This window comes from Collinsella sp. AM16-21 (genome assembly GCF_003471905.1).
In the GTDB taxonomy this organism is placed as follows: Bacteria; Actinomycetota; Coriobacteriia; order Coriobacteriales; family Coriobacteriaceae; genus Collinsella.
In genome coordinates this window covers 7065-21844 of sequence record NZ_QRKJ01000023.1, presented here as the reverse complement: position 1 = coordinate 21844, position 14780 = coordinate 7065, and the positions used below count along the sequence as shown (strand labels likewise).

General features: G+C 63.0%; 15 protein-coding genes and 1 pseudogene. 8 read left to right on the top strand and 8 right to left on the bottom strand.

The annotated features are described in order from the left end of the window. The first annotated feature begins 29 nt into the window (after positions 1 to 29). Both tet(W) and DW180_RS09765 read left to right on the top strand, forming a co-directional pair. The gene (tet(W), locus tag DW180_RS09770) at positions 30 to 1964 is read left to right on the top strand and encodes a tetracycline resistance ribosomal protection protein Tet(W) (RefSeq protein ID WP_369831530.1); all 1935 of its coding nucleotides are present in this window, start codon (positions 30 to 32) and stop codon (positions 1962 to 1964) included. A gap of 107 nt (positions 1965 to 2071) precedes the next feature. After that, positions 2072 to 2671 (top strand): annotated as a pseudogene (locus DW180_RS09765) (DUF4368 domain-containing protein); the annotation flags it as partial. 53 nt (positions 2672 to 2724) lie between these two features. On the opposite strand, the gene DW180_RS09760 reads toward DW180_RS09765, so the two are convergent. From DW180_RS09760 to DW180_RS09735, 8 genes are all read right to left on the bottom strand, one after another. Then, positions 2725 to 3960 (bottom strand): site-specific DNA-methyltransferase, encoded by a 1236-nt coding sequence (locus tag DW180_RS09760; protein WP_197702168.1) that lies wholly within the window; start codon positions 3958 to 3960, stop codon positions 2725 to 2727. Positions 3961 to 3971: 11 nt separating this feature from the next. Then, the gene (locus tag DW180_RS09755) at positions 3972 to 4766 is read right to left on the bottom strand and encodes a hypothetical protein (RefSeq protein WP_033499420.1); all 795 of its coding nucleotides are present in this window, start codon (positions 4764 to 4766) and stop codon (positions 3972 to 3974) included. Next, positions 4750 to 5532, bottom strand: a complete 783-nt coding sequence (locus tag DW180_RS09750; RefSeq protein ID WP_033499419.1) for a DUF4391 domain-containing protein — start codon at positions 5530 to 5532, stop codon at positions 4750 to 4752. Before DW180_RS09750 ends, DW180_RS09755 begins: the two co-directional genes overlap by 17 nt. Next, the gene (locus tag DW180_RS10410; RefSeq protein ID WP_199569979.1) at positions 5529 to 6560 is read right to left on the bottom strand and encodes a helicase-related protein; all 1032 of its coding nucleotides are present in this window, start codon (positions 6558 to 6560) and stop codon (positions 5529 to 5531) included. Before DW180_RS10410 ends, DW180_RS09750 begins: the two co-directional genes overlap by 4 nt. A gap of 29 nt (positions 6561 to 6589) precedes the next feature. After that, entirely contained in the window at positions 6590 to 8380 is a 1791-nt protein-coding gene (locus DW180_RS10405) for an SNF2-related protein (RefSeq protein ID WP_233545245.1), read from the bottom strand. Positions 8381 to 8446: 66 nt separating this feature from the next. Then, entirely contained in the window at positions 8447 to 8773 is a 327-nt protein-coding gene (locus DW180_RS10400; protein WP_199569976.1) for a hypothetical protein, read from the bottom strand. 4 nt (positions 8774 to 8777) lie between these two features. Then, on the bottom strand, positions 8778 to 8990 hold the full coding sequence (locus tag DW180_RS09740) for a YlcI/YnfO family protein (protein WP_227561562.1): 213 nt from the start codon (positions 8988 to 8990) through the stop codon (positions 8778 to 8780). Positions 8991 to 9158: 168 nt separating this feature from the next. Continuing rightward, a complete protein-coding gene (locus DW180_RS09735; protein WP_052118776.1) occupies positions 9159 to 9434 on the bottom strand; it encodes a hypothetical protein in 276 nt (91 codons plus the stop codon). Positions 9435 to 9981: 547 nt separating this feature from the next. Between DW180_RS09735 and DW180_RS09730 the strand changes: the two genes are divergently transcribed. From DW180_RS09730 to DW180_RS09705, 6 genes are all read left to right on the top strand, one after another. Further along, positions 9982 to 10353, top strand: a complete 372-nt coding sequence (locus DW180_RS09730; protein ID WP_118238494.1) for a YraN family protein — start codon at positions 9982 to 9984, stop codon at positions 10351 to 10353. A gap of 205 nt (positions 10354 to 10558) precedes the next feature. Continuing rightward, entirely contained in the window at positions 10559 to 11323 is a 765-nt protein-coding gene (locus tag DW180_RS09725) for a ParA family protein (RefSeq protein WP_033499416.1), read from the top strand. After that, positions 11310 to 12266, top strand: a complete 957-nt coding sequence (locus DW180_RS09720; RefSeq protein WP_096227022.1) for a ParB/RepB/Spo0J family partition protein — start codon at positions 11310 to 11312, stop codon at positions 12264 to 12266. The genes DW180_RS09725 and DW180_RS09720 overlap by 14 nt, the downstream gene beginning before the upstream one ends. A 210-nt stretch (positions 12267 to 12476) precedes the next feature. Continuing rightward, the gene (locus DW180_RS09715; protein ID WP_015540324.1) at positions 12477 to 12923 is read left to right on the top strand and encodes a CopG family transcriptional regulator; all 447 of its coding nucleotides are present in this window, start codon (positions 12477 to 12479) and stop codon (positions 12921 to 12923) included. Further along, entirely contained in the window at positions 12911 to 14182 is a 1272-nt protein-coding gene (locus DW180_RS09710; RefSeq protein WP_096227023.1) for a relaxase/mobilization nuclease domain-containing protein, read from the top strand. The genes DW180_RS09715 and DW180_RS09710 overlap by 13 nt, the downstream gene beginning before the upstream one ends. Next, the gene (locus DW180_RS09705; protein ID WP_073293304.1) at positions 14179 to 14733 is read left to right on the top strand and encodes a hypothetical protein; all 555 of its coding nucleotides are present in this window, start codon (positions 14179 to 14181) and stop codon (positions 14731 to 14733) included. The genes DW180_RS09710 and DW180_RS09705 overlap by 4 nt, the downstream gene beginning before the upstream one ends. The last annotated feature ends 47 nt before the right edge of the window (positions 14734 to 14780 follow it).

The following is a 14780-nucleotide window of genomic DNA, read 5'->3' as shown; positions in this document are numbered from 1 at the left end:
ATGGAAACGGATGTTCTATCGGGACACACATTTTGTCCTATAAGCCGAAAATAATCAATATTGGAATTCTTGCCCATGTAGACGCTGGAAAGACGACCTTGACGGAGAGCCTGCTATATGCCAGCGGAGCCATTTCAGAACCGGGGAGCGTCGAAAAAGGGACAACGAGGACGGACACCATGTTTTTGGAGCGGCAGCGTGGGATTACCATTCAAGCGGCAGTCACTTCCTTCCAGTGGCACAGATGTAAAGTCAACATTGTGGATACGCCCGGCCACATGGATTTTTTGGCGGAGGTGTACCGCTCTTTGGCTGTTTTAGATGGGGCCATCTTGGTGATCTCCGCTAAAGATGGCGTGCAGGCCCAGACCCGTATTCTGTTCCATGCCCTGTGGAAAATGAACATTCCCACCGTTATCTTTATCAACAAGATCGACCAGGCTGGCGTTGATTTGCAGAGCGTGGTTCAGTCTGTTCGGGATAAGCTCTCCGCCGATATTATCATCAAGCAGACGGTGTCGCTGTCCCCGGAAATAGTCCTGGAGGAAAATACCGACATAGAAGCATGGGATGCGGTCATCGAAAATAACGATAAATTATTGGAAAAGTATATCGCAGGAGAACCAATCAGCCGGGAAAAACTTGTGCGGGAGGAACAGCGGCGGGTTCAAGACGCCTCCCTGTTCCCGGTCTATTATGGCAGCGCCAAAAAGGGCCTTGGCATTCAACCGTTGATGGATGCGGTGACAGGGCTGTTCCAACCGATTGGGGAACAGGGGAGCGCCGCCCTATGCGGCAGCGTTTTCAAGGTGGAGTATACAGATTGCGGCCAGCGGCGTGTCTATCTACGGCTATACAGCGGAACGCTGCGCCTGCGGGATACGGTGGCCCTGGCCGGGAGAGAAAAGCTGAAAATCACAGAGATGCGTATTCCATCCAAAGGGGAAATTGTTCGGACAGACACCGCTTATCCGGGTGAAATTGTTATCCTTCCCAGCGACAGCGTGAGGTTAAACGATGTATTAGGGGACCCAACCCGGCTCCCTCGTAAAAGGTGGCGTGAGGACCCCCTCCCCATGCTGCGGACGTCGATTGCGCCGAAAACGGCAGCGCAAAGAGAACGGCTGCTGGACGCTCTTACGCAACTTGCGGATACTGACCCGCTTTTGCGCTGCGAGGTGGATTCCATCACCCATGAGATCATTCTTTCTTTTTTGGGCCGGGTGCAGTTGGAGGTTGTTTCCGCTTTGCTGTCGGAAAAATACAAGCTTGAAACAGTGGTAAAGGAACCCACCGTCATTTATATGGAGCGGCCGCTCAAAGCAGCCAGCCACACCATCCATATCGAGGTGCCGCCCAACCCGTTTTGGGCATCCATCGGACTGTCTGTTACACCACTCCCGCTTGGCTCCGGTGTACAATACGAGAGCCGGGTTTCGCTGGGATACTTGAACCAGAGTTTTCAAAACGCTGTCAGGGATGGTATCCGTTACGGGCTGGAGCAGGGCTTGTTCGGCTGGAACGTAACGGACTGTAAGATTTGCTTTGAATACGGGCTTTATTACAGTCCGGTCAGCACGCCGGCGGACTTCCGCTCATTGGCCCCGATTGTATTGGAACAGGCATTGAAGGAATCAGGGACGCAACTGCTGGAACCTTATCTCTCCTTCACCCTCTATGCGCCCCGGGAATATCTTTCCAGGGCTTATCATGATGCACCGAAATACTGTGCCACCATCGAAACGGTCCAGGTAAAAAAGGATGAAGTTGTCTTTACTGGCGAGATTCCCGCCCGCTGTATACAGGCATACCGTACTGATCTGGCCTTTTACACCAACGGGCAGAGCGTATGCCTTACAGAACTGAAAGGGTATCAGGCCGCTGTCGGCAAGCCAGTCATCCAGCCCCGCCGTCCAAACAGCCGCCTGGACAAGGTGCGCTATATGTTTCAGAAGATAATGTAACGTCTTGCGCAATGCAAGCGTTCATTGCTGGCTATTGCGAAATATCATTGATAAAATCAGTATCAGAGAGGAGAAACTATTTTGAACCAGGAACAGACGAATAGAACCGCAAGCAGGACTGTTATATCTGCGGCAGCTACAAGAAGCGTACCCGTGACTGTACGGCACACTTTATCCGCACCGACCTTTTGACGGCGGGCGTGCTTTCCAATCTCCGGCAAGTGACGGAATACGCCGCCAGGCATGAGAGCCGCTTTGTAAAGCTGCTCATCCAGCAGAACGAAATCGGCGGCAAGAGAAAGACCGCCGCAGCCACGAAGCAGCTTGAACAGGCCCAGACACGCATTGCCGAAGTGAACCGCATTATCAAGCGGCTGTATGAGGACAATGTAAGCGGCAAAATCAGCGACGAGCGTTTCATGGAGCTGTCGGCGGACTATGAGCAGGAGCAGCGGGAACTGAAAGACCGGGCTGCCGCTTTGCAGGAGGAACTTTCCAAGTCGCAGGCCGCCACCGTCAACGCCGAGAAATTCATGGGGATTGTGAGAAAGCACCTTGCTTTTGAAGAATTGACCCCCACCCTCTTGCGGGAAATGATTGAGAAAATCGTCGTGCATGAGTGCAGCTATGACGAGAACGGCACCCGCAGGCAGGACATTGAGATTTATTACAGCTTTGTCGGCAAGATAGACTTGCCGGAAGCCTAACGCCTGACCTATCCGACACAGCCCTAAGTGCCGGATAGGAACGGCAAAATTTTTTACACTTCTATTACTTCTTTATCGCACATTAGCAGATTCGCAAGGGTTATCAGGCGCTGAAGTAGTTTCGTCGGTTTCGGTCCATCGAAATAGCCCTTTCCGTCAAATAGAGATACGAGCTCCTTGGCGCCTTCCTGGCTGTGACCCACTTCTTTGTAAAACATGATTGAAGTTGGAGCCATTCCATCATATTTGAGCTCTGTTAGGAAACGCTTGATGCAAGGGACGCTGTCGCCGTTTGGGCCAAACCAAATGCGGTTATCCTGGAGTCTCTCGCGAAACGCGTTTCGCGAGAGCCTCCAGCAGCGTCCTGCTGGAGGCTCTACAACACGCCCCGAGGGCGTTGTGATTGGATAGTCGGAATCTGGGCTGTAAGTCTTTACACTGAGGTCGCTTGGCTTCCAAACGCCTCGAGGGTCGTTGTCTGGATTCTTGTAGCGGGCGTTTGCCTCGTCTGTTCTCGGCAGGCGTCCAATCACAAAGCGCTCAATGGATTTGGCGTATACGAGAACATAATCATGGCTATTTGAAACGTATTTGGCGTCATTCTTGGGCGAGTAAGCTCGTTCCCAGATTAGCTGAGAAACGAAATTTGCCTCTCCGAACACCTCGTCACAGAGGATGCGCAAATTGCGGTCTTCGTTATCGTCAATCGAAATGAAAATGACGCCATCGTCGGTTAGGAGCTCTCGAGCCAGTCTCAACCTAGGGTACATCATCGAGCACCAGTCGCTATGGTAGCGGCCACTTGTGTCGGCGTTGGACTGGCCGGCGAGTCCCGCCTGCTCCTTATAGTTATCGACAGAGTTGCCGAAATTGTCCTTGTAGACAAAGTCGTGACCCGTGTTGTAGGGTGGGTCGATGTAGATCATCTTGACCTTGCCGTGGTAGCCGCGCTGTAGGAGCTTCAGCACCTCGAGATTGTCGCCTTCGATATAAATGTTGTCCGAGTCGAAGGACCCATCCTCTCCATCGCGGCTGCGGCTTTTCTCGATACGGGGACGCAAAGTAGCAGTGCTGGACATCTGCGACTGGCGGATGGCATCGGCCTTGCCGGGCCACGTGAACGCATAGCGCTCCAGGCCCTCGTCTACCTCGTCGCCAAGCTCCAGCCGCAGTTTGTCGAAGTCGATTCCGCTCTCGGAGAACACTTCGGGCATCAGCTCCTTGAGCTTATTCAGGCGGTCGTCAATAAGACTCTCCGATTCAAGAGTCATCTTTTCTATCTCGCCCATGAGGTCTCCTCCTAGGAAAGTTGAGATTTGATTAGTTGAACTATGTAGGGCATGGCGGCAATAAAAACGTCGGTGCCCTTGCCGGCAAGCCAGCTCAGGAGTTTGTCAAGCTTGCTGCCCCGTTTGCTTTTATCTTTTGTGTTGAGATCGCCCATCATCCCTTTGAGCAGCGTCTTCTCGTCATCGGAAAGCGTTGTCTCTGGCAATTTGTCAATCTGTTCAAAGGTTGCCTCTAACGTGACCTGTACGTTGCTCGTGGCGGATGCCGTGAGGCTGACGCTAGCGCCCTGCGCTTCGGCGATTTTCAGCTTACGGAGCTCCTCATCACGGAAATGCTTCAGTTTGTCGATACGTAGTTGCGTCTGTTCATCGTTGAAATCATTGCGATTGGAAGACCCATAGGAATAGGAGGCTAGTCCGTCCGTGTAGGAGTCGTAGCCCCTCGCGTTTGCGTAGACGTAGTCGATTGAGTCGTATACGGCTTTGAGCTCGTCGTCTTTCACGCCCTCTTCAAGAGCTTGCTCCAGTCTCCTGATATGCTGCGTTATAGTTGCGCAGAATGCGGCACCGAACGCTTTGTCGTCTGAGTCTTCCCGCTTTAGGCGCAGCTTCTGGAGAATCATCCCTAGGTCGCTTTTCGAGTAGCGAAATGAGCTTGAGGAATTGATATATTTTAAAGCCTCGGGGTTAGTGTAGTCGAGGTCGAAGACCTGCATGATTTCACGGCAGAGCGCATCAACATCCTCATCTGCAGCATCACTCAAAAGGCGCGCCGCTCGCAAAATATACTCATCTAGAACGGCCATTGCAGATCTCCTTTATCTCATCGGCGACCGCCCTCAGGCGTCGCTCCTCTTCCTTCATTTCCATCCTCAGCTTCGCGGACTCGTTGAGCGTTATGTCCTTCGACCGCCGCTGCTCCTTCAGCCGCTTGACGGAGGCTCCCATCTCATCGTAGCGCGACGTGAGGGCGATCAGCTTTTCCCGGTCTCGAGCGGGGCATACGGGGTAGAACCCCAGGCCGCCAATCGCGCGGGACAGCGCTACGGTGCGCGACAGGTCGACCAGGTACTCCCAGAGGTCGCCCTGCGAGAGCCGCCCGAATGCCAGCGCGCCTAGGAAGTCCGCGTATTCTGAACGGCCAGGATCGAACGCGCCCGTCGACTCGACTCGGTCGACGACCGTCGCGCCCTGCTCGGCCTGGCTCCTCCGCGTGAGGGCGACCGATATGCACGCGCAGCCGCCCGCCTCGACCAGGAGCACCGTCGGGTTCGGGAAGCACTTGTGCACGAGCTCCGCCACCTCGGCCACCGCCATGGTCCCGGCTGTCATCTCGCAACGGAGGAAGACGACGCTCTGCACGTTGCGCTCGTCGTCCTCGTACGGCGGGATGCGCGTCGTGGACTTCTGGACCGTGGCGAAGTGCTCGAGGCGCGCGACCTTGTCGAGCCTCTTCTGCTCGGTCTTGGTGAGCATGGCCTGCTTGACGAGCACCGTCTTGGGAATGCGGCGGCATCCCGCGAGCGCCGCTTCGGGCAGGCGCAGGATTCCGTTCCAGTCGATGCCGCTCATCGCAGCACCGCGAAACATACCAACGAGTAGTCGTTGAAGCCCATGACGGTGCCGCTGCCGACCTCTCCCAGGCTGAACAGGCTCTCGATGCCTTTGTCCTGCTGCGTTCCGGTGATGGCCGCAACGACATCGTCAAGCAGGTCGGTGTAGGCGTCCATCCTCGTCCCGTCGCGGGTCTCGCGGTTGAACTCGCGGCACAGCTTAGCGATGGGCTCGGGATGCCCAGAGCAGACGGCGCGCATGATGTCGAGCGCCGGCTTGGGCTGGGTGTGCTTCGTCATGACCTCGCCGTCGGCCGACACGTACACCACGTAGTACGGGAAGACAGGGTTCGTGTCCCTGGGATCGTTGCCCTCGTCGTTCTGCTTGAGGCAGAAGACCACGCCTGGCTTCACGTCGCTGCGAAGCTCGTCGGGGATGGGGGCCACGGCGTGCAGTCCCGCCGGCGAGTTCTCCAACGCGCCGGGATGCTCCTTGGCGTAGCGCTGGAGCTCCACGCGGAAGTCGTCGAAGGCGAAATCCGTGATCGAGATGCCGCCCGAGATGTCCTCGAGGTCGAGCACCTCGCTCTTGAGCTGCTGGAGCTGCCGGCGACGGTACTTGAGGTCGTTCATCTCTCCATTGCCCTTGGCCTCCAGCACGTTCTCCTCGCCGGTTGCCGACGCGTCGAGCAGCGCCATGCGCCCCTTCACGCGGCCCTCGAGCTGGATGTACTCGTCGAGCGCGATGTCCGGCCAGAAGTTGACCAGCTGGATCTGGGAGTTCTTCGATCCCAGGCGGTCGATGCGGCCGAAGCGCTGGATGATACGCACGGGGTTCCAGTGGATGTCGTAGTTCACCAGGCAGTCGCAGTCCTGCAGGTTCTGGCCCTCGGAGATGCAGTCCGTCGCGAAGACGACGTCGATCTCGCCGAGCTCCCGCTGGCTCTCCGGCAGCTCCTTTGAGACGGGAGAGAACCTCGCGAGGATGTTCTCGAAGGTGGTCCTGGGAAGCTTCAGCGAGTAGGTCCGGTTGGAGCTGCCCGCCACCTCGGCGCACTCGATTCCGAGCTCGCGCTTCAGCCAGGGCGCCAGCTGCTCAAAAGGTACGCCGTCGTGTCGGCGAACGCGCTGAACACCAGCACCTTGCGGTTGCCGGGGTTGTACGGCTCGCTGACCTTGCCCGCGGTGAAGTCGCGCAGCTTCACGAGCTTGGCGTCGCGCTCGGGCGTCACCGCGTCGGCATAGGTTAGCAGGGCCCGGAGCACCTGGATGTCGAAGTCGAGGTCCTGGCCCAGGCGCAGGGCGTCGACGTCTCGCAGGTCGACTCGCACCTTGCCGCCGGCCTCGAACTCCTCGGCATCGTCGTCGTCGAACCCGTCCTCGAGGCCCTCGGTGCCGTAGGCGACCCCCGACGCGTCGGCGTCGAGCCTCGCGCGCAGGTCGACGCAGCCGTCGAGGATTCGTCGCAGCGTGATGCGGAAGCTGTTCACGGAGGACTCCATGCGCTTGAGGACGTTGACGCGCATGAGGTTGGCCACCGCCGTCGTGCGGTGGACCTGGCTCTCGAAGTCCTTGCCCCACGTGTCCCCGTAGCGGTCCTCGTACTTGCGGCGCTGGTCGGCGCGCACGTAGGAGAGCACCTGGTACTGGGCGAACGTGAGCTGGGCGATCATGTCGTTGAGCACGGCAATCGGCGGCAGCTCGCCTTCTAGGTCAATGGGCGTCTGAAACGACAGGGGCGGCCGGCGCGCCGGGAAGGTACCGCTCGCGGCGCCGTAGTACTTCGTGATGTGCTTGCGGCTGCGCGCGATGGTCAGCACGTCGAGCAGCTTGAAGTAGTCGGCGTTCACCGCGTTCACGAAGCTCTCGGTCGTGCGCTCGGAGTCGGAGAGCTTGCTCCACTCGTTGAACCTCTGCTGGGCGACGCGCGTCACGTGGGTGATCGACGGGATGCCATCGGTATCGGCGAGGTACGCGTCGTCTCCCTCGGTGATGAGCTCGATCTGGTTTCGCAGGTCGAGCAGGCGGTTGTTCACCGGGGTGGCAGAGAGCATGAGCACCTTCGTGCGCTGGCCCGACTTGATGACGTCCTCGATGAGGCGCGTGTAGCGGTCGGTCTTGTCCGCGTCGGTGCTCTTGTTCCTGAAGTTGTGGCTCTCGTCGATGACGAGGAGGTCGAAGTGGCCCCAGCGCAGGTGCTCGAGGTCCACCTCGCCGCTCATGCCGTGGTAGCGCGACAGGTCGGTGTGGTTGAGCACCGTGTAGCTGAAGCGGTCGTCGGCCAGCGGGTTGCGGTCGTCGTTGTCCTGCGTCCACAGGGTCCAGTTGTCCCGCAGGCGCTTCGGGCACAGCACGAGGATGCGGTCGTTGCGCTCCTGGTAGTACTTCATGACGGCGAGCGCCTCGTAGGTCTTGCCCAGGCCCACCGAGTCGGCGATGATGCAGCCCTTGTACTTCTCCAGCTTGCGGATGGCGCCCACGACGGCGTCCTTCTGGAAGTCGTAGAGCTTGCTCCAGACCACGGACTCCTCGAACTTGAGGCCGGGGCGGATGCCGTTGTCCTCGTCGTCCTCCATGAAGTCGCGGAACAGGTGGTACAGGGTCAGGAAATAGATGAACTCGGGCGGGTTCTCGCGGTAGAGCGTCTCGACCTGGGCGGCCACCTGCGCGGTGACCTCCTCGACCATGGCAGGGTTGTCCCAGACCGACTCGAACATCATCTTGAGGCCGACGGCCTCGGTCGCGTTCTCGAAATGGCTCACGCAGGTCACGGTTCCCGGACGGCGCTCGTAGCCGAGGCCCTCCTGCGTGAAGTTCGCGGCGGCGCCCATGAAGGCGTGGTCGTCGCCGGATGGGTTCTCCACCACGTAGGTGCCGCCCGGCTGAATGGCGCCGGACGTCTTGGCGGACTTGAAGACGCCCTTCTCGCGGATCTACTCGGCGCATTCGCGGGCGAGCGCGCGTTGGTTTAGGTTGTTGCGCAGCGTGAGCTCGAGCCCCGAGCCGCCGACGCCGACCTCGCGCGCGCGGCGGGCTACCTCGAACTCGCGCGGCTCCTTCGAGTCGGCCATGCGCTTGATGAAGGTGGGCTCGCTGAACAGGAAGCGCACCTCGTCGACCTTGGAGAGCTCCTCTTTGAGCTCCCCGTAGGCGAACACGGTGAAATACGAGCTGATTATCGACAACTTCGCGCCGTCGTCGATGGATTCGCCGAGGGCGTCTCCCAGGCGCTCCGCGCCGACGTTGCTTAGCGACTTCACGCCTCTATGCCCCCTTTTTCGCGAGCTCTTCGATCATGCAGGTGCGCACGAAGGCGGAGAAGCTCATGCCCCGCAGGGCCGCCTCCTCCTTCGCCGCGTCGCGCAGGGTGTCGGGGATGCGCAGGGTCACGGAGACCTGGTCGCCGTCCACCAGGAAGCTTCTGATCTCGGTCTCGTCGGGATTGCTCTTGATGAGCTCCTTGTAGCTGTCGGGCATCTGCGCTCCCATCGCTCGAAATGCAATACAAATGCGTTTGCAGCATTATAACGCGACGGCACGCGGCGGCACTGGGAATGCGAGGACAGCCGATGTCCAGGCTTTATATGAGCGCGGACGGCGATGGACGCCCTGATCGGGCTTGGATGGCCGCTTTCGTTCGGGTCCTCATCTCTCGTTTTCGCGAGGTTTGGCGTTTGCCCATTCCTCGGCGTAGAGAACCTCGTTCTGAGCCTCCAAGATTCGCGCGGCGTCGCCGATGCGCTCGGCGCACCTCTCACTTATCGACTTCAGGGCCAGAATCCCCTCGACGTCGAGCGGGTCCAGCTGGTCGGCATGCGCCAGGGACTCGAGCAGCTGGTCCAGGCCCCTCGCCAGCCTCCCGGCATCGCACACGGCATCGATGAGCTCGATGCGCTCCAACTTCTCTTCGTGGCTCAACATCAGCTCGCCTCCTTCTCTCAACGGACGTGTCGCGCAGCACCGTAGCCGTTCCATGCGGAGAACCATCTCGCCGCCCGCGGTCCCGTGCGCATATCGGCCGCAAGCGGCACGGGAAAGCCGTCCGTCCCGACTCATGCCGCGGCGCCGCGACTCGGGAACCCGCCTCCGTCCCCGCCACGACGTCGTCGTCAATCCCCGCGGGAGCCCAGCAACCGCCGATGGGCCGCATCCCATGCCCGGAGGGTCTCGGCGCCCACGCCGGATTCCATGCCGCACGCCTGCGCCCCTTTGATCCGAATACCCGCCCCGGCGCTCCTTGGACGCGCAGGGTCGCACGCCGGCAGGCGGCCAGCAAGGGCCGCGACACTTTTTCGGGTTCTTCGCCCCATGCGCTCCGCGCGCGAACAACGCGAAAAACTGCCGTCGGGAGACTTCTATTTCCATGCCCGACTTCGCTTCCTCCCTTGCAGGCACGCCCGCGCTGCATGCGACTCACGCGGCGCAAGGCACGCCACAGGGGCGGGCCTCAGAGTCTAAGGAGCAAGACATGAACGACATGAAGGAAAAGGCGATGGGCGCGGTCAAGGCCTTCCTCGAGCGCAAGGGCTACGAGATCGTCGACGAGGCCTGGCAGGGACCCGAGGGCATCGGCGGGATCGACCTCGTGGCGGTGGACGAGGACGGGACCCTGGTCTTCGTCGACGCCACGGTCCGGATCGGGACGGACGGCTTCCCCGAGGCCCACAGGGCGCGCGGGCTGCGCGAGGCGCTGGCGGCGAGGTGGCTCGCCGGCAACGGCGACGACTACGCCGGCACCCCGGTCCGCTTCGACGAGGTGGCGATGATGGTCGTCAAGGAGAACCGCGCACTCCTTCGCCACCACATCAACTGCTTCGGCGAGATGGAGCCGCTCTCCTAGGCGGCGCGCCCGGCCCCGGGCTCCCGGGGCCGGGCTTTCCCCCGAAACCGGCCCCTGTACCACGAAAACGTACATATACGTACGTTTTCGTGGTACACTCCGCTTGTCGGACAAATCCGTACGGTTTTGTCCCGACGCTCCGAGACTCGGGGCGCGCCGGACCGGATGCGGCGAGGCGCGCCCCACGCTAGAGAGGACGCGACCCATGCGCACGATAGCCATTTCCAACTACAAGGGCGGCGTCGGCAAGACGACGACCGCCGTCAACCTGGCGGCCATCTTCGCCGCCAGGGGCCTTCGGACCCTGCTCGTCGACCTCGACCCGCAGGCGTCTGCCACCGACTTCTTCGGCCTCTACGACCGCGCCGCCTCCGAGCGCCGCACCTCGGTCGAGCTGCTCTACGGCGGCGCGCCCGTGGAAGAGGTCGCTTACGCCGCCGGGGAGGGCCTCGACGTGGTGGCCTCGACCATCGACCTCGTCGACCAGAACGAGATGCTCCTGCGCGAGCAGCGCCTCAAGTTCGCCCTCGACGACGCCTCGGGCTCCTACGACGTCTGCCTCATCGACTGCAGCCCCGTGATGCGCAGGCTCGCCTTCAACGCCTACCTCGCCGCAACGGAGGGCGGCATGGTCGTCATCCCCGTGAAGCTCGACTCCACCGTGATGCGCGGCACGGCGCTCACCGTGGAGGCGACGCGCTCCATCGCGGACGCTCTGCGCATGCCCACGCCCAGATGGAAGATACTGCGCACCTGCGTGCCCGGCCGCATGACCAACGCCGAGGCCACGGGCGCGGCCGTGCTCGACGGGTTCTTCCCGGGCGAGCAGTTCGAGACGGTCATCCACGCGAGCAGCAAGGTCTGCGAGGGCAGCTGGCAATGGAAGCCGGTGGCGGCCTTCGAGCCGGGGAGCCGCCCCGCACGCGACTACGAAGCTCTCGCCGACGAGGTGTCCCGTGAGCTCGCCTAGCCAGGTGGCCGCGGGCTTCACCATCACGGGGCTTCTCGACGGCGCGTCGCGCACCCGCGGGCGCTACCCGGTGTCCGAGATAGCGGTGGCCGACATCGCCGACCACCCGGCGAACGCCGCCTACTCCATGGACCCAACGGGGATAGCCGAGCTCGCCGAGTCCATACGCGAGGACGGCCTCACCGACCTGCCGCTCGTGCGCAAGGTCGGCGACGGCTCGTGGCAGATGGTCTCCGGGCACCGGCGCAAGGCCGCCTACGCGCTGCTCGCCAAGGACGACCCCGCCTACGAGAAGATGCCCTGCCGCGTGATAGAGGGCATCGACGACGAGCGGGCGGTGACGCTGCTCCACGCCGCGAACTACTTCACCCGCGCGCTCACCGTGACCGAGCGCGCCGCAGCGACCGAGGCGCTCAGGGGCGACGCCGTGCGCCTGCGCTCCGAGGACCCGTCGCTTTCCGGCATGCGCGTCGACGACGTGAAGGCCGCCATCATCGAGCGGCAGACGGGCCGCAAGGTCTCCGGCAAGACCATCGCGCGCGAGGAGAGGCTTGCCCGCCGCATCGCCGAGGACCTCTCGCCCGAGTGGGCCGCCGAGGCCGACCGCGGCAACCTCAGCGCCGAGGCGGTGCGCACGCTCGCGGGCATGCCGAAGGAGCGCCAGGCGGAGATGCACGCCGCGATGGAGCCCTGGCGGCGCACCAAGCGCGAGCTCTCCGACTACGTGAGGAGCGAGGGCAAGACGCAGGCAGGCCCCGACGGCCGCATCGCGAAGGCCGCGAGGCTCGTCGCCGACTTCCTGGAGAGCCCGCCCGAGAGCCCGAGCCCGGCCGACCTCTCGCTGCTGCGGGAGATGGCGCTCATGACCGCGCCCTACACGGATGCGGGCACCGATGCCCGAAAGCGCCGCAGAAGGGCCTCAGGCCCGAAATCCAGCAAGTAGCCTATGGCGTCCGACATCGCGTCGGGCGTCCATAGCACTTGGGGACCGGGCGGCCTCGGACCCGTCATGCCGCGGGCCGTTCGGGAGCCCGCTTTCGCGAGGCCCGGTCCCAGAGGCGGCGCCCGAGCCGGGCCGCCGCCTGCGGGGGATCCCCCGCACCCCTAGAGAGACGCGCCCGCCGCGCGGCGGGCCCGAGGAAAGGAATCCGCCATGGAAGAGGAAGCCGGCGCCGCCAAAGGCAAGGAGCGCCGCGTCACGTTCCGCATGGAGGGAGGCGACTACGACGCGCTCTGCGAGCGGTGCGAGCGTGCCGGCCTCAGCAAGTCGGAGTACCTGCGCTACCTCGTTCGCATACCGCTGTCGACGGAGGCCAACGCGGGAGACGAGCACCGCATACTCGTGGACCGCAGAGCCCTGTGGGCGATGTCGCGAGAGCTCACGAAGTGGGGCTACCACTACAACCAGGCCGTGCACGCGATGAACCTCATCAACTTCCACGCCCGCCACGGGCACGTCGACCGCGACCTCGTCGCGGATAGCATCCCGACGATCGAGCGCGAGCTCGCCGACGTGAACGCCGCGGCCCGAGAGATGGCGGCGGAGCTCGGTCGCATCGGCGCCGACTCGCTCGTGGAGGGCTCGCCATGCCGATCCTGAAGCCGATAAGCGGCCACGGCTCGACGGGCGGCATCCGCCGCTACCTCGAGAAGGGAGGCCGCGCCCTGGCGCGCGACCTGTTCAACCTGAGCTACGACGAGCGCGACGCCGGCGCGCTGGGGGAAGACGCCAAGGAGGCCTGCGCCTGGGACGCCGAGATGGACGCCACGCGCGCCGCGTTCGGCACGGACGCACCCTGGAGGGGCAAGCCCGCGCGCACGTTCAAGCACTTCGTGCTCTCGCCGGACCCCGGCGACGACATCGACCTGGCGACGCTGCGCGAGCTCGCGTGCTCGTGGGCGCTCAGGCACTTCGACGACCACGAGATCGCCATCGTCTACCACGACGACAACGCCCGCGGCATACCGCACGCGCACATCGTCGTGAACAACGCCAACCTCCGCACCGGCTACCGCATGCAGACCCAGCACCCCGAGGACCTCAACCGAGACCTGCAGGACATGGCGCGCGAGCGCGGGCTGTCGGGGCTCTCCAACGACCGGGCGCCCGAATCTCCGTCGAAGGCGCGCGGGCGGGCAGGTGCGGGCGGGCCCAGGAGCCGCAGGAGCGTCTACCTGGGCCGGGCCGAGAAGGAGATCATGCGCTCGGGCGGCTACTCGTGGGTCGGCGACATCCGCGCCCGCGTCGCGCTCGCCAAGACCACGGCGCGCGACGAGGCGGAGTTCTTCGGCATCCTCGACGCCCTGGGCGTGCACGTCGCCGACAACTCGGCCAAGGCGCGGCGGGACGACTGGGTGTTCAGCCTGGCGGAGGAACCGTCCAAGAAGGTAACCGGCGAGCGCCTGGGGTTCGTCTACGGCAAGGAGATGCTGCGCCGGCGCTTCGAGCGCGAAGGCGCCTACCGCCCCACGGACGCGAGCGCCGCGCGGATCCGCGAGGCCGCCGAGCGAGCCCTCGAGCTCAACGACCTCTCGGAGCTGAGCAGGCTCTCCTCGGCGCTCGAGACGTGCGCGAAGTTCGACGTCGAGTCCATCGAGGAGTTCGGGCTCAGGATGGCGACGCTCGAGCGGCGCGGCCAGGCGGGCGGCGAGGGATACCGTCGCCTCGAGGCCGCCCGCGCCTACATGGCCGAGAACGGGCTCATGCCGCTCAAGACCCGCTACGGGGACGGTGAAGGGCGCGACGATGCCAGCGGCAATTCGCGCCAGTGCCACCGAGCGGACGAGCAACAGCGCATCCTCGCCGCCGAGCGGCAGCGGGCCCAGCAGGACCAGCGCAGGGAGAGGGGCCGGAGATGATGGTGAGGATAGAGTACGAGGGCGGCAGGACGACGCTGTTCGACACGCTCTCGTTCACGGAGGGGTCGCCGTTCTCCGGCGCGAACATGCTCACGGAGTTCGAGCTCGAGATGCGGGAGGAGCCCGAGAAGGGGCTCTGGCTCACGGCGAACTGGCACCAGGTGCGCGACGACTGGCGCGCCGACGCGCCCGCGGACGGGATACCGGCCGCGCGCAGGTCCCGTGGCTGGCGCTTCATGCTGGCCTCGGAGGCCGAGCTGGGGCGAGCCCGCCGCGTCCTGCTCGACGGCGACGAGGCGTTCGCCCGGGTGCGGGGCTTCCTGTGCGACGCGGCCGCGATCGGCGCCTGCTACCGCGAGCACGTGGGTCCTCCCTCAAAACCGCTGAAATCGCAGATAAGGGACCTGCAGCGCGCTCTGGGGAGAGCAGAGGTCCCGGGCGTGCCCGACGAGCTGGCGAGGCTGCTCGCGCAAGAGAAGGAGGAGGGCGCCGACGAGGGCGCCCGCAAGGTCAAGGAAGATTGGGGTGACGTCGATGAAGAGGCTTGGTAGGTTCCTCATGGCGGCGCTTAAGGTCACGCTGGGCTTTTTCGTCTGGC